20 protein-coding genes and 1 pseudogene are annotated in these 21030 nt (G+C 71.9%); 14 read left to right on the top strand and 7 right to left on the bottom strand.

Translation table 11 applies throughout. The features are described from left to right. Window positions 1–57: 57 nt before the first annotated feature. Together AB0O67_RS20895 and AB0O67_RS20890 are read right to left on the bottom strand one after the other, a co-directional pair. Window positions 58–1665 (bottom strand): ABC transporter permease, encoded by a 1608-nt coding sequence (locus AB0O67_RS20895; protein WP_365452117.1) that lies wholly within the window; start codon window positions 1663–1665, stop codon window positions 58–60. Next, window positions 1662–2585 (bottom strand): ABC transporter ATP-binding protein, encoded by a 924-nt coding sequence (locus tag AB0O67_RS20890; RefSeq protein WP_365452115.1) that lies wholly within the window; start codon window positions 2583–2585, stop codon window positions 1662–1664. The genes AB0O67_RS20895 and AB0O67_RS20890 overlap by 4 nt, the downstream gene beginning before the upstream one ends. Before the next feature lie 103 nt (window positions 2586–2688). On the opposite strand from AB0O67_RS20890, the gene AB0O67_RS20885 reads away from it, so the two are divergent. Then, a complete protein-coding gene (locus AB0O67_RS20885) occupies window positions 2689–3237 on the top strand; it encodes a MarR family transcriptional regulator (RefSeq protein WP_365452113.1) in 549 nt (182 codons plus the stop codon). 121 nt (window positions 3238–3358) lie between these two features. Here the strand turns inward: AB0O67_RS20885 and AB0O67_RS20880 are convergent, their stop codons facing one another. Beyond that, window positions 3359–4207, bottom strand: coding sequence for a diacylglycerol kinase (locus AB0O67_RS20880; RefSeq protein WP_365452111.1), 849 nt, complete (start codon window positions 4205–4207; stop codon window positions 3359–3361). A 186-nt stretch (window positions 4208–4393) separates the two neighbouring features. Here AB0O67_RS20880 and AB0O67_RS20875 point away from each other — a divergent pair, with 186 nt between their 5' ends. Beyond that, window positions 4394–5677: an adenylosuccinate synthase gene (locus tag AB0O67_RS20875; RefSeq protein ID WP_365452109.1), complete on the top strand. Its 1284-nt coding sequence runs from the start codon at window positions 4394–4396 to the stop codon at window positions 5675–5677. 101 nt (window positions 5678–5778) lie between these two features. Next, the gene (locus AB0O67_RS20870; RefSeq protein WP_365452107.1) at window positions 5779–5991 is read left to right on the top strand and encodes a hypothetical protein; all 213 of its coding nucleotides are present in this window, start codon (window positions 5779–5781) and stop codon (window positions 5989–5991) included. A gap of 24 nt (window positions 5992–6015) precedes the next feature. On the opposite strand, the gene AB0O67_RS20865 is transcribed toward AB0O67_RS20870, so the two are convergent. The 3 genes from AB0O67_RS20865 to AB0O67_RS20855 all read right to left on the bottom strand — a co-directional run bounded on the left by AB0O67_RS20865 (window position 6016) and on the right by AB0O67_RS20855 (window position 8941). Continuing rightward, window positions 6016–6666 carry a hypothetical protein gene (locus tag AB0O67_RS20865; RefSeq protein ID WP_365452105.1) on the bottom strand — a complete coding sequence of 217 codons (651 nt, stop codon included), beginning with the start codon at window positions 6664–6666 and terminating at the stop codon, window positions 6016–6018. A gap of 123 nt (window positions 6667–6789) precedes the next feature. Continuing rightward, window positions 6790–7491: a GntR family transcriptional regulator gene (locus tag AB0O67_RS20860; protein ID WP_365452103.1), complete on the bottom strand. Its 702-nt coding sequence runs from the start codon at window positions 7489–7491 to the stop codon at window positions 6790–6792. Between the two features lie 94 nt (window positions 7492–7585). Further along, window positions 7586–8941, bottom strand: coding sequence for an aspartate aminotransferase family protein (locus tag AB0O67_RS20855; RefSeq protein WP_365452101.1), 1356 nt, complete (start codon window positions 8939–8941; stop codon window positions 7586–7588). Between the two features lie 173 nt (window positions 8942–9114). On the opposite strand from AB0O67_RS20855, the gene AB0O67_RS20850 reads away from it, so the two are divergent. The 4 genes from AB0O67_RS20850 (at window position 9115) to AB0O67_RS20835 (ending at window position 13987) form a co-directional block, all read left to right on the top strand. Beyond that, window positions 9115–9744 (top strand): DJ-1/PfpI family protein, encoded by a 630-nt coding sequence (locus AB0O67_RS20850; protein ID WP_365452099.1) that lies wholly within the window; start codon window positions 9115–9117, stop codon window positions 9742–9744. Then, complete coding sequence (locus tag AB0O67_RS20845) at window positions 9741–10205, top strand: MarR family transcriptional regulator (RefSeq protein ID WP_365452097.1); 465 nt, start codon at window positions 9741–9743, stop codon at window positions 10203–10205. Before AB0O67_RS20850 ends, AB0O67_RS20845 begins: the two co-directional genes overlap by 4 nt. A 164-nt stretch (window positions 10206–10369) precedes the next feature. Continuing rightward, on the top strand, window positions 10370–12319 hold the full coding sequence (locus tag AB0O67_RS20840) for a serine/threonine-protein kinase (protein WP_365452095.1): 1950 nt from the start codon (window positions 10370–10372) through the stop codon (window positions 12317–12319). 144 nt (window positions 12320–12463) lie between these two features. Further along, on the top strand, window positions 12464–13987 hold the full coding sequence (locus AB0O67_RS20835) for a substrate-binding domain-containing protein (protein ID WP_365452093.1): 1524 nt from the start codon (window positions 12464–12466) through the stop codon (window positions 13985–13987). Between the two features lie 39 nt (window positions 13988–14026). On the opposite strand, the gene AB0O67_RS20830 is transcribed toward AB0O67_RS20835, so the two are convergent. After that, window positions 14027–14773, bottom strand: coding sequence for an SLATT domain-containing protein (locus AB0O67_RS20830; protein ID WP_365452091.1), 747 nt, complete (start codon window positions 14771–14773; stop codon window positions 14027–14029). 297 nt (window positions 14774–15070) lie between these two features. Here AB0O67_RS20830 and AB0O67_RS20825 point away from each other — a divergent pair, with 297 nt between their 5' ends. From AB0O67_RS20825 to AB0O67_RS20795, 7 genes and pseudogenes are all read left to right on the top strand, one after another. Next, the gene (locus AB0O67_RS20825; protein WP_141310988.1) at window positions 15071–15412 is read left to right on the top strand and encodes a YbaB/EbfC family nucleoid-associated protein; all 342 of its coding nucleotides are present in this window, start codon (window positions 15071–15073) and stop codon (window positions 15410–15412) included. 58 nt (window positions 15413–15470) lie between these two features. Beyond that, a complete protein-coding gene (gene recR, locus AB0O67_RS20820) occupies window positions 15471–16070 on the top strand; it encodes a recombination mediator RecR (RefSeq protein WP_365452088.1) in 600 nt (199 codons plus the stop codon). Then, window positions 16063–16719: a DUF5063 domain-containing protein gene (locus AB0O67_RS20815; RefSeq protein WP_365452086.1), complete on the top strand. Its 657-nt coding sequence runs from the start codon at window positions 16063–16065 to the stop codon at window positions 16717–16719. Before recR ends, AB0O67_RS20815 begins: the two co-directional genes overlap by 8 nt. A gap of 239 nt (window positions 16720–16958) precedes the next feature. Then, window positions 16959–18236 carry an aspartate kinase gene (locus AB0O67_RS20810; RefSeq protein ID WP_365452084.1) on the top strand — a complete coding sequence of 426 codons (1278 nt, stop codon included), beginning with the start codon at window positions 16959–16961 and terminating at the stop codon, window positions 18234–18236. Next, a complete protein-coding gene (locus AB0O67_RS20805; protein ID WP_365452082.1) occupies window positions 18233–19285 on the top strand; it encodes an aspartate-semialdehyde dehydrogenase in 1053 nt (350 codons plus the stop codon). The genes AB0O67_RS20810 and AB0O67_RS20805 overlap by 4 nt, the downstream gene beginning before the upstream one ends. Window positions 19286–19696: 411 nt before the next feature. Then, window positions 19697–20272, top strand: coding sequence for a SigE family RNA polymerase sigma factor (locus tag AB0O67_RS20800; protein ID WP_365452151.1), 576 nt, complete (start codon window positions 19697–19699; stop codon window positions 20270–20272). 143 nt (window positions 20273–20415) lie between these two features. Beyond that, window positions 20416–21030: pseudogene (locus tag AB0O67_RS20795) on the top strand (hypothetical protein); the annotation flags it as partial.

Here is a 21030-nt window from a genome sequence, read left to right as displayed (position 1 = left end):
ACGGTGCCCTTCGGCGCAGTGCTTCGGCTCAAGCAACACGTCGACTGACGCACCCCGTCAGCTGCTGAGCACGTCCCGCCGCCGCAACCCCGCCAGTCCCGCCGCCACCAGCGCCACCGCGAGGCCGGTGAGGAGCAGGACCGGCGTCCACTGCATCTCCCCGCCCGGCAGTTTCGGCAGGTGCCCGAAAGGCGACGCGTCCAGGACCGCCTGCGGGACGTCCAGCGCGGGCCCGATCCAGCCGATCAGCAGGACCGCCCCGGCAACCCCCCATGCCGCCGTCGCCAGCCGCGGCGACGCCCCGTGCAGGAACACCGCCACGCCGCCGATCACCCAGATCGCCGGGAGCTGCACCAGGCAGGCGGCCAGGACGGGGCCGAAGTCCCTGCCGTAGCCGGCCGCGAGGCCCAGGCCGGCCAGGAGCATGAGCAGGACCGAGCCGCCGAACGCGATCGCCAGATGACCCGCCGCCCAGCGCAGGCGCCCCACCGCGTTCGCCAGCACCGGTTCCGCCCGGCCCGATGTCTCCTCACCGTGCAGCCGTAGTACCGACGCCACGATGTGGAGCGCGGCGACCAGGCCGAGCATCCCCACCATCGCCGCGAGGAACGCGTCCGTCAGGCCGGACTGGCCGCCCATCCGCTGGAAGATCTCGCGGGCGTTGTCGTTGTCGCCGACCAGATCCGCAGCGCCCTCGGTCATCCCGCCGTACACCACCCCGGCGAGGAGGAAGCCGATGCTCCAGCCGAGCACGCTGCCCCGCTGCAACCGCCAGGCCAGCGCCCCGGCCGTGCCCAGCCGCCCCTGCGCGGGCCCCGGCCGGCTGGGCAGGAAGCTCATGCCGACGTCCCGCCGCCCGGCGAGCGCGTAGGCCACCGCGCCCTGCGCGAGCACCGCCCCGGCGAACAGCAGCAGCACCCACCACCGTTCGGCCGCGAACGGGCGCAGGTTCTCCAGCCAGCCGATCGGCGACACCCAGGTCAGCACCGAGGACCCGTCGTCCGTCGCCGAGTCGCCCGCCGCGCGCAGCACGAAGGCCGTGCCGAGCAGGCCCGCCGTCAGCCCGCGGGCCAGCCGGGCGCTCTCCGTGAACTGGGCGACGATCGCCGCCATCGTCGCGAAGACCATGCCGACGCCCGCGATCCCGAGGCCGAGGGCCAGCGCTCCGCCGGCGCCCTGACCGGCCAGGCCGCCGGTGATCACCAGCGCCAGCACGGCGTCGGCCACCGCCGCCGTCAGGAGCGCGGCCGTCAGCGGGGCCCGGCGGCCGACCATCCCGGCCGAGATCATCTCCTGCCGGCCGCTCTCCTCCTCGTCCCGCGTGTGCCGTACGACGATCAGCAGGCTCATCACCGCCGCGAGCGCACCCGCGTACACGCCGACGCGCCACGCGGTCAGTGCCCCGAGGGAGTCGCCGAAGACCGGGCCGGTCATGGCGCGCAGCGAGGCGTTGGTCGCCATCTGGCCGACCAGGTCGGCGCGTTCGGCGGCGGTGCCGTACAGGCCCTTGAGGGTGTTCGGCATGGACAGCACCATCAGTGCGTTCACGCCGACCCAGATCGGGACCATGGCCCGGTCACGGCGCAGCGCGAAGCGCAACAGAGTGCCGGTGCCTGCGAGTTGACGGGACCCGGTGCCCCGTACCGCGAACGTCGTGGCGGTCATCGCGCGGCCACCTCGCCGAGCTCGCCCGTCCGGCCGGTCTCTTCCTGGTAGTGCCGCAGGAAGAGCTCCTCCAGGGTGGGCGGCGTCGAGGTCAGGGACCGCACGCCGGAGCCGCTGAGGGATCGGAGTACGTCGTTCAGCTTGTCGGTGTCGACCTGCAGGCGGACGCGGTGGCCCTGGACGTCGAGGCCGTGCACGCCGGGCAGGTGCGACAGTCCGTCCGGGGGCCCCGCCAGCTCGGCGGTCACGCTGGTGCGGGTCAGATGGCGCAGGTCGGCGAGGGAACCCGTCTCCACCGTGCGGCCCTTGCGGATGATGCTGACCCGGTCGCACAGCTCCTCGACCTCGCTGAGGATGTGGGAGGACAGCAGGATCGTCCGGCCGCGCCGGCGCTCCTCGGCGACGCACCGCTGGAAGACCTCCTCCATCAGCGGGTCCAGGCCCGAGGTCGGTTCGTCCAGGATCAGCAGGTCGACGTCCGAGGCGAAGGCGGCGACGAGGGCGACCTTCTGCCGGTTGCCCTTGGAGTACGTGCGGCCCTTCTTGGTCGGGTCGAGTTCGAAGCGCTCGACCAGTTCCGCGCGGCGCCGCTTGTCGAGGCCCCCGCGCAGGCGGCCGTACAGGTCGATGACCTCGCCGCCCGAGAGGTTGCGCCACAGGGTCACGTCACCGGGGACGTACGCGATGCGGCGGTGCAGTTCGACGGCGTCCGCCCAGGGGTCACGGCCGAGCAACTGGGCGGCGCCGGAGTCGGCGCGCAGCAGGCCGAGCAGGACGCGGATGGTGGTGGACTTGCCGGCGCCGTTCGGGCCGAGGAAGCCGTGTACCTCACCGGACTCGACGTCCAGGTCGAGGCCGTCGAGCGCATGGGTCCGGCCGAACGACTTGTGCAGGCCGGAGACGGTGATTGCCTTGGTCATGATGCAGAACGTACGCTGAGTTCAGAAATTTGTGAAGTTAAGGAAGCGTATAAATCGTCGGTACACTCGGGGGTGGGCGCTGAGCAGGGGAGATGATGAAGCGATGACGGAACCGAGCGAGGGCGCGCACGTGCGGGCGGGCGCGAACGCACCGGGGTCCGCCGACGGCGCGAGCGCGCGGGACCGCGAGACCGTCTCCCGTTTCGTCGAGCACTTCGCGGCCCAGCTCGTGGAGGCCGGCATGCCGAGGATGCCCGCCCGCGTCTTCGCCGCCCTGCTCGCCGCCGACGCCGGGGCCCTGACCTCCGCCGAACTCGGCGAACAGCTGCAGATCTCACCCGCCGCGGTCTCCGGCGCGGTGCGTTATCTGGCCCAGGTCCACATGGTCTCGCGGGAGCGCGAGCCCGGTTCGCGCCGGGAGCGGTACCGGGTGCACGGCGACCAGTGGTACGAGGCCCTCACCAACCGCGAGGCCGTGCTCAAACGCTGGGAGGACGCCCTGCGCGACGGCGTCGACACCCTCGGCCCCGACACCCCGGCGGGCCGCCGGCTCGCGGAGACCCTCGCCTTCTTCGAATACCTCGAGGGGGAGCTGGACGCGCTGATGGAACGCTGGCGCGCGCACCGCGAGCAGCTCTTCGGACGCGGCTGACCCCACGACGCCGACCCCCGGCCACCCCCTCGCGCCGAGGGCATGCCCGGGCCACCCCCTCGCGACAACGGCATGTCCGGGGCGCCTGCTGGCGCCGACGGCCCGTCCAGAGCACCACCCCTCACCGCCCAGGCAACGTCAACCCCCAGGCCCCCTCCCGCACCCGCCACGTCCGGGTCCGTACCGGGCCGCTCACACCCGCGTCCGAGCGGTAGCGGAAGTCCGCCCCCGAGACGGTCACCGTCCTTCCCTCCGCTCGCAGGGGCGTGGCCTCCGCGCCCAGTGACAGCGGGCGCACCTCGATCTCCGCGGCGCCGGAGCCGTCCGGGGCGACGGAGACGGCCTCGACCGGCTGGTCCAGATCGATCAGCGTCACCCCGTCGACCTCGATCCGCAGCCGCGCCGGTCCGGGCGCGGGCACCGACGGCGGCCGCACCGGACGGGCCGCCGCCAGGGTGCGTACCAGGGACTGACAGGTCCGCAGCCAGGGCGCCCGCGCCGAGACCGCGCCCCCCTCGCTCAGCGGCACCGGCGGGATCCGCAGCGCCCCAAGCACCACCCCGTCGCTGTCGTCGACGAGCAGGTCCAAGCGCCGTTCGGCCCCCTCCAGCACGGCCCGCGCCGCCGACACCGTGCTCACCGGCACCCCCAGTGCCGTGGCGAGCGCCAGGGCGGGGCCCACGGGGACGAGCGACAGCACACTTCCGGCCAGCTCCCGCTGCCGGTGCAACAGGGCCACCGTGCGCACCAGGGCGCGATCGTCGCCGATCACCACCGGCCGCCGTGACCCCCTGCGGGCCAGGATCCGGGCGAACTCCTCCGGTCCGTCCGGCAGGCACACCTTGGTGGACGCACCCGCGCTGAGCACGTCTTTCGCGATGCGGACGGACTCCCCGTCCGTCCTCCGAGCGACCGGATCGATGATCACCAGCAGCTGATCGGACGTCGGAGAAGTCGCCACCTCGGTCATGCCTCGCTTCCTCGGGTAGCATCTTTGTGCAAGAGCCCCTTGCGCTATTGCGCCAGGGGCTTCGTCTATTCCGGGGCATCCGGTCCGACGGTCGCGGCCAACGACGGCCGCGGGGCACGCGGCGGCACGACCCACCGCGTTCGCCCCTGACGTTGGACATGCCCCGCCCGGAAGGGGTGTACGCGCGTGCCCGCACTTGTGCTGCTCGGTGCTCAGTGGGGTGACGAAGGCAAGGGAAAGGCGACGGACCTGCTAGGCGGTTCGGTCGACTACGTAGTGCGTTACCAGGGCGGCAACAACGCCGGCCACACGGTCGTCGTCGGCGACCAGAAGTACGCACTGCACCTCCTCCCTTCCGGAATCCTGTCCCCCGGCTGCACGCCGGTCATCGGCAACGGCGTCGTCGTCGACCCGTCTGTCCTGCTCTCCGAGCTGAGCGGACTGAACGAGCGTGGCGTCGACACGTCCAAGCTCCTGATCAGCGGTAACGCGCACGTCATCACGCCGTACAACGTGACGGTCGACAAGGTGACGGAACGCTTCCTCGGAAAGCGCAAGATCGGCACGACCGGCCGTGGCATCGGCCCGACGTACGCGGACAAGATCAACCGCGTCGGCATCCGGGTCCAGGACCTGTACGACGAGTCGATCCTCACCCAGAAGGTGGAGGCGGCGCTCGACGTCAAGAACCAGATCCTCACCAAGCTCTACAACCGCCGCGCGATCGCCGTCGGCCAGGTCGTCGAGGAACTGCTCGGTTACGCGGACAAGCTCGCACCGTACGTAGCCGACACCGTCCTGGTCCTGAACCAGGCCCTGGAGGAGGACAAGGTCGTCCTGTTCGAGGGCGGCCAGGGCACCCTCCTGGACATCGACCACGGCACGTATCCGTTCGTGACGTCGTCGAACCCGACGGCGGGCGGTGCCTGCACGGGCGCCGGCGTCGGCCCCACGAAGATCAGCCGCGTCATCGGCATCCTCAAGGCCTACACGACCCGTGTCGGCGCGGGCCCGTTCCCGACGGAGCTCTTCGACGAGGACGGCGAGGCGTTGCGCCGCATCGGCGGCGAGCGCGGCGTGACCACCGGCCGTGACCGCCGCTGCGGCTGGTTCGACGCGGTGATCGCCCGCTACGCGACCCGCGTGAACGGCCTGACGGACTTCTTCCTCACCAAGCTCGACGTCCTCACCGGCTGGGAACAGATCCCGGTCTGCGTGGCGTACGAGATCGACGGCAGGCGCGTCGAGGAGCTGCCGTACTCGCAGACCGACTTCCACCACGCGAAGCCGGTCTACGAGATGCTGCCGGGCTGGTCGGAGGACATCAGCAAGGCCAAGTCCTTCAGCGACCTGCCGAAGAACGCGCAGGCCTACGTCAAGGCGCTGGAGGAGATGTCCGGCGCCCCGGTCTCCGCGATCGGCGTGGGACCGGGCCGGGACGAGACGATCGAGATCAACTCGTTCCTCTGACCCGCCCTCCGGTGCGGTCCGCCGCTTCGTCCGTGCCCGCCGTTACGCCCTCCGGGTGCGTTCGGCGGGCACGCGGCCGTCAGGGGCGGTGCAATCGGCGTATGAGCAACCACGGGGTGGTGCCGTGCCGTGGCCCGTACGGCGGAGAGGGCGCCGAGGCGGCGGGGTCGGAGTGCTCCGACCCCGCCGTTTTCGAGGTCTCCCGCCATCACCGGGTGCCGCTACGGGTGTGCCCGGTCCATCTCGGGCCGTCCCTGCTGATGGCGGCCGGAGTGCTGTGGCCGCCCGCGATCACCGTCATCGGGCGGACGTGAACCGGGGCCGCGGGGCCGCGGCGCTCAGCTGAAGACGATCATCGAACCCTGCGCCAGGCTCCGCGTCGCCGCCGCGTGCAGGCCTAGCCAGACGTGGCGCTCGCGGGCGAACGGGCTCGGATCGTACGGGGCGGGCACGGCCGGCTCCTCCAAATCCGTGGGAGCTGACGGGGGTTGTGGCGCCGTCGGCGGATTGGCCGGGTCGATGCCGATCGACGGGGCCACGAACTCCAGCTCGCGCAGCAGCGCCTGCGAGGAGCCCAGCGGGCCGCCGCCCGCGAGGAGTTCGTCGTCCGACAGCGGGTGCGGGAAGTCGACGGGGACGTACGCACCCGCGTGGTCGTAGTGCCAGACCAGATGGGACTGCTGGGCCGTGGCCTCGAACATCTCCAGGAGCTGCTCGTAGTCGCCGCCCAGGTCGTCGACCGGCGCCACCGCCAGGCCGCACACCTGGAGCAGATACGCGCGGCGCAGGAAGTGCAGCGCGTCGTAGTCGAAGCCGGCCACCGGGGCGACCTCGCCCGACAGGCCCGGCATGTACTGGTACACCGGCACCGGCGGCAGCCCGGCCTCGGCGAGCACCTTGTTGTATTGCGCGAGTTCCTCGGCGAACGGGTTGTCGGGCGTGTGGCACAACACGTCGACTAGCGGTACCAGCCACAGGTCACAGGCCAAAAGAGGGCTCCTCATCACGCAGGCGGCGCGGGGTTCGTCACAGGCAGCGCATGGCACGTCGGTCGAAGAAGAGTAATCCGTGTGCTGCGGGGCGGGGCCCCGTGTGCAGGTCCCATACCCACGTCAGCCGTTGACCAGCCGCTCGACGAGAGCCAGCGCGTGCGCGTTGTGCGCGGCGACGATGGAGCGCGCGGCGTCGATGTCGCGCCGGGACAGCGCGTCGATCAGTTCGGTGTGGCCGGCCCACAGATGACCGCGCAGATCGGGGAGCCGGCGCAGCTGCTGCACGGCGCACACCCAGGACTGCACGCGCAGCCGGTGCAGGAAGTCCACCAGGTAGGGGTTGCCGAACAGGGTGCCCAACTCGCGCCAGAAGCGCAGGTCGTAGCCGATCAGCACGGTGAGGTCCCCGGCGCACGCGGCGCGCTGCGCCTCGTCACCGCGCCGCCGCACGCCCGCGAGCGCGGTGGCCGTGTACGGGTCGCCGGGATCCTGGAACTGCGGCGGACCGCCGAGGCCCTGCTCCAGGGCGTGGAACATGCCGTCTATGACCAGGCTCCGCGCCTCGACCAGCCCGCGGAAGTCGGCGAGGGAGTACTCACGCACCCGGAAACCGCGGTGCTGGAGCGCGTCGAGCAGGCCCTGCGCGGACAGGTCGACCAGCGCCTCGCGGACCGGCGTCGCGGAGACCCCGTACTGGTCGGCGATCTCCTTGACCGTGAACTCCTGCCCCGGCTGCAGCCGCCCGGCCAGCACCTCGTCGCGTAGCGCGTCCGCGATCTGCTGCCGCAGGGTGTTGCGGGTCACGGCGCCGTTGCCGGGCATGGTCGGGCGGTCTCCTCGTCGCGTGCGGGGGGGGCGTGCTCGTGGTGCGGGTCCACGACCACGCCACCATACGCGGTCGGATCCCGGCAGGCGCTTACTCGGTGTGCTGGTCGGCCACCGACAGGGCCGCGTCCAGCGCCGCCAGCCCCTCCTTCAGTTCCGCCTCGGTCACGTTGCACGGCGGCACGACGTGCGTCCGGTTCATGTTCACGAACGGCCACACCCCGCCCGCCTTGGCCGCCGCCGCGAACGCGGCCATCGGCGCGTTGGCCTCACCGGCCGCGTTGTACGGCACCAGCGGCTCGCGGGTCTCCTTGTTCCGCACCAGCTCCAGGGCCCAGAACATGCCGGTGCCGCGCACCTCGCCCACGCACGGGTGCCGCTGCGCCAGGTCCCGCAGCGCCGGACCGACGACGTCGGCGCCGAGCCGCGCCGCGTTCTCGACCACGCCCTCCTCGGCCATGACGTTGATCGTCGCGACGGCGGCGGCGCAGGCGAGGGGATGGCCGGAGTAGGTCAGACCGCCCGGGTAGGGCCGCTTGCCGAAGGTCGCGGCGATCTCCGCGGAGATGGCGACGCCGCCGAGCGGCACGTAGCCGGAGTTCACGCCCTTGGCGAAGGTCATCAGGTCCGGCACGACGCCGGAGAGGTCCGCCGCGAACCACTCACCGGTGCGTCCGAAGCCCGCCATCACCTCGTCGAGGACGAAGACGATGCCGTACTTGTCGCAGATTTCGCGGACACCCGCCAGATACCCCGGCGGCGGCACCATGATCCCCGCGGTGCCCGGGATCGTCTCCAGGATGATCGCGGCGACGGTCGCCGGGCCCTCGAAGGCGATCGTGGTCTCCAGGTGCTCCAGTGCCCGGGCGCACTCCTGCTCCTCGGTCTCGGCGTAGAAGCGGGAGCGGTACAGGAAGGGCGCCCAGAAGCGCACGACACCGGAGGTGCCGCTGTCGTTGGCCCAGCGGCGCGGGTCGCCGGTGATGTTCACGGCCTGCTGGGTGCCGCCGTGGTACGAGCGGTACGCCGAGAGCACCTTCGGCCGGCCGGTGTGCAGCCGCGCCATCCGCACCGCGTGCTCGACGGCGTCGGCGCCGCCGTTGGTGAAGAAGATCTTGTCGAGGTCGCCGGGCGTGCGCTCGGCTATCAGGCGGGCGGCCTCGGAGCGGGCCTCGACGGCGAAGGCGGGCGCGAAGGTGGACAGGGTCGCGGCCTGTTCCTGGATCGCGGCGACGACCTTCGGGTGCTGGTAGCCGATGTTGGTGTAGACGAGGCCGCTGGTGAAGTCGAGGTAGCGGTTGCCGTCGTAGTCCCAGAAGTACGACCCTTCCGCTCCGGCGACGGCGAGCGGGTCGATGAGCTCCTGCGCGGACCAGGAGTGGAACACGTGCGCGCGGTCCGCGGCCTTCACGGCGGCGCCGGTGGCGGAATGGGGCTGAGGGGTCATGCCGCCGAGGGTAAATGTCCGGGATGCGGACGCGACATCGGCGTCCTGTATGGGGTCTCGCGCAATCCGCGACAGATTGTCGACGGTGACCGTCGGCACGACATTGACAGCATACTGTCATCAATGACAGCATGCTGTCATAAGGCGTTCGCCGCATGACCCGAGGAGGAGTCATGAACAGCAGCCGCAAGCCCGTCCACCTGGCCGTCTACGACACGTTCGCCGACTGGGAGACCGGCCACGCGACGGCGTATCTCGCCCGCGCCGGCCACCGGATCCGCACCGTCGGCGTCACCACCGACCCGGTCACCAGCCTCGGCGGCCTGCGCGTCCTGCCCGACCTGGCCCTGGACGGCCTGCGGCCCGAGGACAGCTCCCTGCTGATCCTCCCCGGCGCCGACCTCTGGACCGAGACAGCAGCCGCTACCGCGGCGGGCGGCGACGACCTCGTCGCCCGCAAGGCCCGCGAGTTCCTGGCCGCCGGGGTCCCCGTCGCCGCGATCTGCGGGGCCACCGCCGGGCTCGCCCGCGAGGGCCTGCTCGACGACCGGGACCACACCAGCGCGATCTCCTTCTACCTCGCCGCCACCGGCTACCGGGGCGGCGAACGGTACGTCGACGCCGACGCGGTCACCGACCGCGGCCTGATCACCGCCGGACCGACCGAGCCGGTCGCCTTCGCGCGGGAGATCCTCGGGCTGCTCGGGGTGTACGAGGGTGAGGTGCTGGACGCCTGGTACCGGCTGTTCCACGACTCCGACGCCGAGGCCTACGCCGTCCTCGAACAGGCGGGCGCGCGGTGAGCCGGCGACGACAGGACCTGTTCAGCCGGGGCGCGCTCGGCGTCTTCCGGCTCAACGGCCAGTTCCTCGCGGTGGCGGAGGAACTGGCCGGCCCGGCCGGGCTCACGGCGGCCTGGTGGCAGGTGCTGGGCGCGGTGCTGCCCGAGCCGCTGCCCGTCGCCGGGATCGCCCGGGCCATGGGCATCACCCGGCAGAGCGTCCAGCGCGTCGCCGACCTGCTGGTCGAACGAGGGCTGGCCGAATACCGCCCCAACCCGGCGCATCGCCGCGCCAAGCTCCTCGCCCCCACCGAGGCGGGCTTCGCCGCGGTGCGCCGCATCGACCCCGGCCACGCGGAGTTCGCGGACCGGTTGGCCCAGGCGCTGGGGGAGGAGGAGTTCGAGGCGACGGTGCGGGTGCTGGAGCGGTTGTCGCGGGTCCTCGACGAGGTGGGGATGCCGGCCGCCGACGCCGAGCCGTAGGGCCGCGCGCCGTCACCGGAGCCCGGCCCCCGCCGGGGAACCGTCGTCACGCACCCCCCCGGACGGCCCCGTCACGGAACCGTGGAAAGCGGACGCGCCGTCTCCCTGTTTCGCCGCATTATTCTTCGGTCAAGGCACAGGGGTGGATGGGGGAGGGGTTCGCCGTGGACAGACTGAGGCCTGGGGATCCACCGCGGATCGGTGCCTACCGGCTGCTGGCGCGGCTCGGCGCCGGCGGTATGGGTCAGGTGTATCTGGCGCGTTCGGACCGGGGGCGGACCGTCGCGGTCAAGCTGGTGAGGGGCGAGCTCGCGGCGCAGGAGGAGTTCCGCGCGCGGTTCCGGCAGGAGGTGCAGTCGGCGCGGGAGGTCGGCGGCGACTGGACCGCGCCCGTGCTCGACGCCGACACCGAGGCGGCCGTGCCGTGGGTGGCCACCGGCTATGTCGCCGGCCCGAGCCTGCAACAGGTGGTCGGGCGGGACCACGGGGCGCTGCCCGAGCGTTCGGTACGCATCATGGCGGCCGGGCTCGCGCACGCGCTGCAGGACATCCACGCCGCCGGGATCGTGCACCGGGACCTCAAGCCGTCCAACGTGCTCGTCACCATCGACGGCCCCAGGGTCATCGACTTCGGGATCGCGCGCGCGATGGAGACCGTGACGGACGGTGGACTGACCCGGACCGGTGCGCTCGTCGGCTCCCCCGGCTTCATGGCGCCCGAGCAGGTGCGCGGCGACCGCATCACACCCGCCTGCGACGTGTTCTGCCTCGGCTCCGTCCTCGCCTACGCCGCCACCGGCCACCTCCCGTTCGGCGGCGCCGACAGCGGGGTGCACGCCCTGATGTTCCGCATCGCCCAGGAGGAACCCGACCTGGACGGCGTGCCCGAGGGCCTCGCCGACCTCGTACGTCACTGCCTGCGCAAGGAGCCGGAGGCCCGGCCCTCGCTGGACGACATCCTGCGCCGCACGGGCGCGGAGGACACCGTCACCAGCGGGCGCTCCCGGGACCCCTGGCTGCCGGGCGCGCTGGTCGCCCAACTCGGGCGGCACGCGGTGCGGTTGCTGGACACGGAGGACCCGGAGGCGGCCGGGGGCGCCGACGCCGACCGAGGCACCTCACCCGAGCACGCGTCCGCCGCCGACGAGGCGGCACCGGCGGCCGCGACGCAGGGTCCGGGGCCGCAGCCGCCGGACCGGATGCCCACGCAGGCCGCCGCCCAGGGCACCGCGCCCCCGGCCCCGCCGCACCCGGCGTACGGCTGTCCGCAGCAGGGGTACGGCCATCCCCAGCAGCCCCAGGGCACCGGATCCGCACCGGCCGCGGGGCCGCCACCGCCGTACGTCCCGGTGTACGGCCCCGAGAACGGGGGCGCGCCGGCCGGCGGCCCGTACGCGGGCGCCCCGCACCACGCCGGCCCCTACGCCGACGTCCCTGCCACGAACGGCTCCTACGGCAACGGCCCCTACGGCGGCGGTCCGTCCAGCGGCGGTCCCGGTGCCACCCCTCCCTACGGCACGCCGCCCACCGGCACCCCGGAGCGCAGAAGCGGCCGCACCACCGTCGCGCTGGTCGCCATGGCCGTGGTCGTCGCGCTCGCCGCCGGCGGGACGGTGTACGCGCTGATGGACGGCGGCGAGAACCCGCAGGCCGGCCCGACCGCCACCGCGCCCGTCAGCTCCCCCGGAACGGCCGGCCCCGAGGCGTCCTCCCCGGCGCCCGAGCCCTCGTCAGCGGCCTCGTCCCCGCCCGCCGACGGGGGGATACCCACCGGCTACCTCGGCACCTGGACGACCACGATCGACAACGCGGGCGGGCAGCACACCCGGCGGCTCACCCTCCGGCAGGGCGAGGTCGGCGACACCGTCCTGTCCCTCGTGGCGGACGGGCCCGCCGAGGACGGCGGCAGCTACCACTGCGTGTTCCAGGCGGAGTTGGCGGAGCAGCCTGGCACGGACGGACCGGTGCGGGTCGGCCCGTCCACGGTGACGGTCGGTGAACCGCCGACCGCCTGCACACCGGGCGCGGCCACCGAGATCACTCTTCAGCCGGACGGCAGCCTCCAGCGCGTGAACGGGACCACCGGGGAGGAACTGACGTACCGGCGCCAGTGACGGGTGCCGGGAGACGGCGGAGTCACGGGTTCCGTGAGGAAGTTGAACGCCCGGCGAACATTGACGGGAGGGCCCTGACGGGCGGTTCGGACAGACGTACGGTGACCCCACCATCTGAGCTCTGGGAGTGGCGGGGGACCACCAGTGGAGTGGCTGAACATCGAGAACGTCATCGCCATCGGCACGTCCGTCCTCGGTCTTTTCGTGCCGATCGTGATGTTCCTCTACGACCGCCGCGTGCCACGCCGCAAGCTGATCGGCTACCGCGTGCAGATGGACAGCCCCATAGGCGACGGCTCGTCCAACCCCCGCCTCGGCGACTTCGACGTACCCAACATGGCCGACGCCTCGCTGGTCCTGCTGCGCATCGAGAACGACGGCTCCCAGAGCGTCGCCGACAACGACTACACCTCGTCCGAGGTCCACGGCCTGACCGCCGACTTCACGGGACGCACGGTCCAGGCCGTCGCGGTCACCCAGCCGTCCGGCATCGACCACATCAACAGCCACTTCACGAACGCCAACGGCTTCGAGCACGTCGGCAGTACCGTGACCATCCCCCGGGTCCCGCTCAACCCGGGCGACCACTTCAAGCTGCTCGTGCTGCTCTCCGGCGGGCCGGCGGAGGGGGAGGTCAGGCTGATCGGTGGCCTGCGGGACGGAAAGGTCCACCGCAACAGCGCCCCCAAGCCGGACGAGAAGCAGCGCACGTTCAGCCCTCCGGCCCGGCTGCTCAGCGCCGCGCTCACCCTCGCCCTGATCCTCCTCGCCGGCATCATCGTGCTGCGCGACGGCAACCCGATCGAGTGCGAGCAGGGCGCGCTGCGGGTGACGGGTTCGACCGCCTTCGAGCCCGTCGTCAGCACGCTCGCCGAGCAGTACGAGAACAAGTGCGAGGGCGCCGACATCGCGGTCGAGGCGCGCGGCAGCGAGGACGGCGTCGCCGCACTCGCCGAGCTGGGCGGGCAGTCGAAGAACGCCGCCCGGTCGATGATCGCCTTCTCGGACGGCCCGATGGGCGAACGCTGGGGCCTGACGGGAGAGCCCATCGCGCTCTCCGTCTTCACCCTCGTCGTCCACAAGGACGTCGAACTCGGTCCGCACGGTCTGTCCCTGGACGAGGTGCGGGACATCTACGCGGGCCGGTACCAGCGCTGGGGGCAGGTCGTCCCCGGTGTCAAGGAGATCGCCGACCTGCCGATCGTCCTGGTCAGCCGAGGGGACGAGTCGGGCACGCGGCAGATCTTCCAGGACCGGGTGCTGCGCGGCTGGGAACAGGCGCCGAGCACGTCACTGGACTGCCGGCCTTCCGCGCCGGCCGGTGACACCGTCACGCGCTGCGAACTCGGCTCGACCCGCGCCGTGCTGGACAAGGTCGTGGAACAGCCCGGCGCCATCGGCTACAGCGAACTCAGCCTCGCCAGGGAGCGGGGCGACGACGTGAACCGGGTGCCGCTGGGCGGCGACCAGCCCGACGACCGGCAGATCGAGCTGGGCGGCAGCCGCTACCCGTACAAGGACGTCGAGTACGCGTACACCTACGGCACGCCCCGGCCCGGCTCCCTCGCCGCCAGCTTCCTCGCCTACGTCGACGAGGCCACCAGCCAGAACGTCATCCGGAACAAGGGGCACCTGCCGTGCCTGCGCGATCCGGGCCTGTGCGGCTGACGCCCTCACGGGTGCGGCGGCAGGGCGCCCGCGCACAGGTCAGCGCGGCTCGGGCGGCCGCTGCCGGGGCATGTTGGGGCGGGCCGCCGCTCCCGGGGGCAACGGGAACCGGCCCTGCCCGCCCGTGCCCTCAGGCCGGCCTCCCGAGGCCAGCGCCGACTGGATGCCGAGCGCCGGCCCCGACCGGAACTCGCCCATCCAGTCCGCCGTCTCCGTACGCACCAGCTCGGTGACGTCCTCCGAGAACCTCCGCAGCACCCCCAGGCATCGCTCGGCCGCCTCCCCGGCCGTCCCCTCGGTGGGCCCCAGCACCTCCCGCACGCTCTCCGCCGCCCAGTCGAACTGCAACGCCTGCAACCTGCGCTGCACGGCCTGCGCGGTCGCCACGTCCCTCATCCATCCGGACGTCACCCCGAAGTACCGGTCCACCGCCACGCAGGACACGCCGAGCAGCAGCGCCAGATATCCCCAGGGCGCCACCCCGCCCACCACGCCGGTCAGGTCGAGGAACGGCAGCGCGGCCGCGGTCACGGCCCCCACCGCCGCTCCGCACCGCAGCACCCGGGCCTGCCGCCGCTTCCACACCCGGTCGGCGAGGTACCAGGCCGCCGTGTCCAGCGCCCCCCGCTCCACCCACCGGTACAGCTCGTCCAGGCGCAGGGCGGGCTCCGCCCAGTCCCCGAGCGGGAACGACCGCCCGGCCAGATCGCCCGGCCGCAGCCCGGCCGCACCCTCGCCCCGCCCGTCCTGAGGCGGACCCTCGGGCTGCATCTCCGGCTGACCCACCCGGCACTCCCTATCGACCACAGCTGATCACGGTGCGTGACACGTCGTTACGGCGCACACGTCGTCACGACATCCCGCCTGATGGTGACGCCGATGCGCCGTGACCCTTCCTACCGCCCAATGGGTGGCGGAGGGCCTGCTTTCCCCTGTTTTCCGCCCGGAAGTGGGCCTTGATCAGGTATAGGAAATGCAGTCCTCTCACTCGAAAGAGTGCTGGGGCGACGGCCGCGTGGACCACGTAGGCTCGTGCTGAGCGGGAAAATCCCGTGATCGTGAGCCCCGGAAGAGGAGCTGATCGTGATCCCCGGTGGTGGCCAGCCCAACATGCAGCAGCTGCTGCAGCAGGCCCAGAAGATGCAGCAGGACCTGGCGAAGGCGCAGGAGGAACTGGCGCAGACCGAGGTCGACGGCCAGGCGGGCGGCGGTCTGGTGCAGGCCACGGTGACCGGCGCGGGGGAGCTGCGCGCACTGCGGATCGACCCGAAGGCGGTGGACCCGGAGGACACCGAGACCCTCGCCGACCTGATCGTGGCGGCCGTGCACGCGGCCAACGAGAACGCGCAGACCCTCCAGCAGCAGAAGCTGGGCCCGCTGGCCCAGGGCCTCGGCGGCGGTGGCATTCCCGGACTGCCCTTCTAAGACGGGCTGCGGGAAACTACCGTACGTACCAACAACACTGAGGAAGGGCGGCAGTCCGTTGTACGAAGGCGTGGTCCAGGACCTCATCGACGAACTGGGGCGGCTTCCCGGCGTCGGTCCCAAGAGCGCCCAGCGGATCGCCTTCCACGTGCTGCAGGCCGAGCCGACGGACGTCCGCCGGCTCGCGCACGCCCTTCTGGAGGTCAAGGCGAAGGTCCGCTTCTGCGCCACCTGTGGGAACGTCGCGCAGGAGGAGCTGTGCGGGATCTGCCGTGACAGCCGCCGCGACCTGGCGGTGATCTGTGTGGTCGAGGAGCCCAAGGACGTCGTCGCCATCGAGCGCACGCGTGAGTTCCGCGGCCGGTACCACGTGCTCGGCGGCGCCATCAGCCCCATCGAGGGCGTCGGCCCGGACGACTTGCGGATACGAGAACTGCTGGCCCGTCTGGCCGACGGCACGGTCACCGAGCTGATCCTGGCCACGGACCCCAATCTCGAAGGCGAGGCCACGGCGACGTACCTCGCCCGCATGATCAAGCCCATGGGCCTGAAGGTCACCCGCCTGGCCAGCGGCCTCCCAGTGGGCGGCGACCTGGAATACGCGGACGAGGTGACCCTCGGCCGCGCCTTCGAGGGGAGACGACTCCTAGATGTCTGACGCCACGCTGCACTCCACGAACCGGGACCCGGACGACTTCGCGGTCCAGATCGCGGACCAGGTAGAGAGCTTTCTGGTAGCCGTCGCCGAGGTGGCAAGGGGCGACGAGCCGGCCTCGGTCGTGCCCTTCCTCCTGCTGGAGGTCTCCCAGCTCCTGCTGGCAGGCGGCCGTCTGGGCGCCCACGAGGACATCGTCCCGGACGAGCGGTACGAGCCCGACTCAGGCCCCGAGCCCGACGTGGACGAACTCCGGGAGAACCTCGCCCGGTTGCTGGAGCCCATCGACGTCTACTCCGAGGTGTTCGACCCCTACGAGCCGCGCGAGGCCCCCGTCCCGGCCCGCGTCTCCGACGACCTGGCCGACATCATCACCGACCTCCGCCACGGCATGGCCCACTACCGCGCCGGCCGCACCACGGAGGCCCTGTGGTGGTGGCAGTTCTCCTACTTCTCCAACTGGGGCCCCACGGCGTCGGCCACCCTGCGCGCCCTCCAGTCCGTCCTCATCCACGTCCGCCTCGACCAGCCGCTGGCGGAGCTGGACGGCCTGGACACCGACCAGGGCATGGGCGACGACACCCTGGAGATCGAGGCCGGCAAGGTCATGCAGCAGGAGATCGCGGCACCGCTGGGCGTGCGGGTGAAGTAGCGCGCGGCGCGGGAAAGTCAATTCACGGCATCCGGTACGCGTGTTCTTTGTGATGCGGGGCACTTTTCCGAGTGGCCTCGGGCCCTTGCGGGCATGTGCCTCTCCGGAGCGGGCGGTGGAGATCTCACCATGCGATATCGCGAAGGTGATTTTCGGCCGCTCGTTAGACTGAGCCGACCGCAGTGCAGGTGCGTATCTGTGCACTGCGGAAAATACGACGGACTGAGCGAGGAGCGCACGTGGGCCTTGTCGTGCAGAAGTACGGAGGCTCCTCCGTAGCCGATGCCGAAGGCATCAAGCGCGTCGCCAAGCGGATCGTGGAAGCCAAGAAGAACGGCCACCAGGTGGTGGCCGTGGTTTCCGCGATGGGCGACACGACGGACGAGCTGATCGATCTCGCCGAGCAGGTATCCCCGATTCCTGCCGGCCGCGAGCTCGACATGCTGCTGACGGCCGGAGAGCGGATCTCCATGGCCCTGCTGGCCATGGCGATCAAGAACCTGGGCCACTCGGCCCAGTCCTTCACCGGAAGCCAGGCAGGTGTCATCACCGACTCGGTCCACAACAAAGCCCGGATCATCGATGTCACACCGGGCCGGATCCGGGACTCGCTGGACGAGGGCAACATCGCCATCGTGGCCGGTTTCCAGGGCGTCAGCCAGGACACCAAGGACATCACCACGCTGGGCCGCGGCGGCTCCGACACCACGGCGGTCGCACTGGCCGCCGCGCTGGACGCCGAGGTCTGCGAGATCTACACGGACGTCGACGGTGTGTTCACCGCCGACCCCCGGGTGGTGAAGAAGGCCCGGAAGATCGACTGGATCTCCTTCGAGGACATGCTCGAACTGGCGGCGTCCGGGTCGAAGGTGCTGCTCCACCGCTGCGTGGAGTACGCGCGCCGCTACAACATCCCGATCCACGTCCGCTCCAGCTTCAGCGGGCTGCAGGGCACGTGGGTCAGCAGCGAGCCGATCGAGCAAGGGGAAGAGCACGTGGAGCAGGCCATCATCTCCGGTGTCGCGCACGACACCTCCGAGGCCAAGGTCACGGTCGTCGGTGTGCCGGACAAGCCGGGCGAGGCCGCCGCGATCTTCCGCACGATCGCCGATGCCGAGATCAACATCGACATGGTGGTGCAGAACGTGTCCGCCGCCTCCACCGGGCTCACGGACATCTCCTTCACGCTGCCGAAGACCGAGGGCCGCAAGGCCATCGACGCGCTGGAGAAGAACAAGCCGGGCATCGGCTTCGACTCGCTGCGCTACGACGACCAGATCGGCAAGATCTCGCTCGTGGGCGCCGGGATGAAGACCAACCCGGGCGTCACGGCCGCCTTCTTCGAGGCGCTCAGCGACGCCGGGGTCAACATCGAGCTGATCTCGACCTCCGAGATCCGTATCTCGGTCGTCACCCGCGCCGACGACGTCGCCGAGGCCGTGCGCGCCGTACACACCGCTTTCGGACTCGACTCCGACAGCGACGAGGCCGTGGTCTATGGGGGCACCGGCCGATGACCGGACGACCGACGCTCGCGGTCGTGGGAGCGACCGGAGCCGTCGGCACGGTCATGCTCCAGATCCTGTCCCAGCACGCGGACATCTGGGGCGAGATCCGTCTCGTCGCCTCGCCGCGCTCGGCCGGCCGCAAGCTGGCCGTGCGCGGTGAGGAGGTCGAGGTGGTGGCCCTGTCCGAGGCGGCCTTCGACGGGGTCGACATCGCCATGTTCGACGTCCCCGACGAGGTCGCCGCGCACTGGGCGCCGATCGCCGCGGCCAAGGGCGTGGTGGTCGTGGACAACTCCGCCGCCTTCCGGATGGACCCGGACGTGCCGCTGGTCGTGCCGGAGGTCAACCCGCACACGGTGCGGGCCCGGCCGCGCGGCATCCTCGCCAACCCGAACTGCACCACGCTGTCCATGATCGTCGCTCTGGGCGCGCTGCACGCCGAGTTCGGCCTGCGTGAGCTCGTGGTCTCGTCGTACCAGGCGGTGAGCGGCGCCGGGCGGGCGGGCGTCGAGACGCTGCGGCAGCAGCTGGCCCTGGTGGCCGGTACGGAGCTGGGGACGAGCCCAGGCGACGTACGGCGGGCAGTGGGGGACAACACCGGGCCCTTCCCGGAGCCGGTCGCGCTGAACGTCGTGCCGTGGGCCGGGTCCGTGCGGGAGGACGGCTGGTCGTCGGAGGAGATGAAGGTGCGGGACGAGTCCCGCAAGATCCTGGGCCTGCCGAGGCTGCCCGTCGCCGTGACCTGTGTCCGGGTGCCGGTGGTGACCGTGCACTCGCTGACCGTGCACGCCCGCTTCGAGGACGAGGTGACGGTGGACCGGGCGCGGGAGATCCTCGCCACCGCGCCGGGTGTGGTGCTCTGCGACGATCCGGCGGCCGGCGAGTTCCCGACCCCCGCCGACGTGGTGGGCACCGATCCGACGTGGGTCGGGCGGGTGCGGCGGGCGCTGGACGACCCGACCGCTCTGGAGCTCTTCGTGTGCGGGGACAACCTGCGCAAGGGTGCCGCGCTGAACACTGCCCAGATCGCGGAACTGGTGGCCGCCGAGATGACGTGAGGGAAAATTGCCCCTGGCGATGTCCTGATCTATTTGTAGGATCAACGTAAGGATTTTCCTCCCCGGCCCCCGCAACCGTGCGGGGGCCGGGGAGCGTCTATGCCGTCGCCCTTCCTGGGCTGTGGGACGCGTTTGATCCGAGGCGTGGGGACGCCGGTGAGTGGGCGTGGGGACGCTCGCTCGTATGGGACATAGGGGAAGAGCGGGACTCATGAGGGCATATGGGGCACCGTCAGTCGTGCTGCCTGACGCGAGAACAAGAGTGACGTCCGGCACGTACAACCCTGACGGGGGTGAACGTGTCCAACTGGCGTGGCAGAGGTACTCGACTTCCCCGCGGTGGCCGGCGGCACGGCCCTACGGCCGCCCCGGCGGCCCGCACGCACCCGCATGCCCGGCACGGCCGGCGGCATGCCGGTGATCGCGCCCATGCCCGCAGCGCGGCCCGCCCGCATCCCCGGTCAGCGTGACGGTGCCGAAGACGCGGCGGCGGCCGGCACCACCGTCGACCACCTCACCGAGACCTACCGCACGCACTACCGGTCGCTGCTCGGTCTCGCCGCGCTCCTCCTCGACGACACGGCCTCCTGCGAGGACGTGGTCCAGGAGGCCTTCATCCGCGTCCACTCCGCCCGCAAGCGCGTCCGCGACCCCGAGAAGACCCTCGCCTATCTGCGCCAGACGGTCGTCAACCTCTCGCGCTCCGCGCTGCGCCGCCGCATCCTCGGCCTCAAGCTGCTCTCCAAGCCGATGCCGGACATGGCGAGCGCCGAGGAGGGGGCGTACGACCAGTTGGAGCGGGACTCCCTCATCAAGGCGATGAAGGGGCTGCAGCGCCGGCAGCGCGAGGTCTTGGTCCTGCGCTACTTCGCGGACATGACCGAGGCCCAGGTCGCCGAGACGCTCGGCATCTCGCTGGGCTCGGTGAAGGCGTACGGCTCCCGTGGCATCGCGGCGCTGCGGATAGCCATGGAGGCGCCGGCATGACGGGGGAGCCTCGTGAGCGGGGGGAGCCCGCGCGGTGGGGCCGGGCGCGTGAGGCGTCCGACGACTCCTCGTCCGATATCTTGCGTGAGCCCACCGAGGCGCACGAGCAGGAGCCGAAGCAACCGCACGCTGGGAACGGAACTGTGAACCACGGCCTCGACGACCAGAGCCCCGAAGGGCTCGACTCGGACGAGCTGGCACTGCGCAGGATGCTGCATGACGCGGTGCAGGAGATCGAGCCGCGCGACGGCTCGTTGGACCATCTGCGGCGGGCGGTGCCCGCACGCCGGGCGCGCAAGCGGCAGGCCGCCGTCGGCATGGCTGCGGCGGCGCTCTTCGTGTGCACCGCCGTGCCCGCGCTGGTGCACGTCTCCAACTCCACCGGCCCGGACGCCAACCCCTCGATCGCCGGCCACGGCGCGCAGGCGCAGGGCGGCGCGAGTGAGGGCGGAAGCACCGACGGCACGGGCGGCACCTCGGGCGGGTCCACGGGCACGGCCCAGGACAAGGGCGAGGACAGCCCCGAGAAGGACGGCAAAGGCACCGGCGCCACCCCGGGCAGCGGAGTCGTCGACGACAGCACCGACGACGTCTACCCGTCGGCGACCAGCGCGGTCACGGCCCCGGTCTGCACGACGGCCCAGCTCGGCTCGGCCACCGCGACCGCCGCGGCACCGCCGTCTCTCTCCTCCGCACCACCGACCGCGGCCCCCGGACCGCCGCCCAGGCCCCCTCCCCGCTCGGCGAACAGGCCCTCC

This window comes from Streptomyces sp. NPDC086077, assembly GCF_040686175.1.
Taxonomy (GTDB): domain Bacteria; phylum Actinomycetota; class Actinomycetes; order Streptomycetales; family Streptomycetaceae; genus Streptomyces.
Note: the sequence above shows the minus strand (reverse complement) of the source record. Positions and strands in the feature narration are given on the sequence as shown.

What these genes read in the sequence shown, in the direction of transcription:
- AB0O67_RS20885 (WP_365452113.1), top strand. Translation starts at nt 2,689, where the DNA reads ATGACGGAACCGAGCGAGGGCGCGCACGTGCGGGCGGGCGCGAACGCA.
- AB0O67_RS20890 (WP_365452115.1), bottom strand. Translation starts at nt 2,585, where the DNA reads ATGACCAAGGCAATCACCGTCTCCGGCCTGCACAAGTCGTTCGGCCGG.
- AB0O67_RS20870 (WP_365452107.1), top strand. Translation starts at nt 5,779, where the DNA reads ATGAGCAACCACGGGGTGGTGCCGTGCCGTGGCCCGTACGGCGGAGAG.
- AB0O67_RS20800 (WP_365452151.1), top strand. Translation starts at nt 19,697, where the DNA reads ATGCCGGTGATCGCGCCCATGCCCGCAGCGCGGCCCGCCCGCATCCCC.
- AB0O67_RS20805 (WP_365452082.1), top strand. Translation starts at nt 18,233, where the DNA reads ATGACCGGACGACCGACGCTCGCGGTCGTGGGAGCGACCGGAGCCGTC.
- AB0O67_RS20895 (WP_365452117.1), bottom strand. Translation starts at nt 1,665, where the DNA reads ATGACCGCCACGACGTTCGCGGTACGGGGCACCGGGTCCCGTCAACTC.
- AB0O67_RS20880 (WP_365452111.1), bottom strand. Translation starts at nt 4,207, where the DNA reads ATGACCGAGGTGGCGACTTCTCCGACGTCCGATCAGCTGCTGGTGATC.
- AB0O67_RS20815 (WP_365452086.1), top strand. Translation starts at nt 16,063, where the DNA reads ATGTCTGACGCCACGCTGCACTCCACGAACCGGGACCCGGACGACTTC.
- AB0O67_RS20855 (WP_365452101.1), bottom strand. Translation starts at nt 8,941, where the DNA reads ATGACCCCTCAGCCCCATTCCGCCACCGGCGCCGCCGTGAAGGCCGCG.
- AB0O67_RS20850 (WP_365452099.1), top strand. Translation starts at nt 9,115, where the DNA reads ATGAACAGCAGCCGCAAGCCCGTCCACCTGGCCGTCTACGACACGTTC.
- AB0O67_RS20860 (WP_365452103.1), bottom strand. Translation starts at nt 7,491, where the DNA reads ATGCCCGGCAACGGCGCCGTGACCCGCAACACCCTGCGGCAGCAGATC.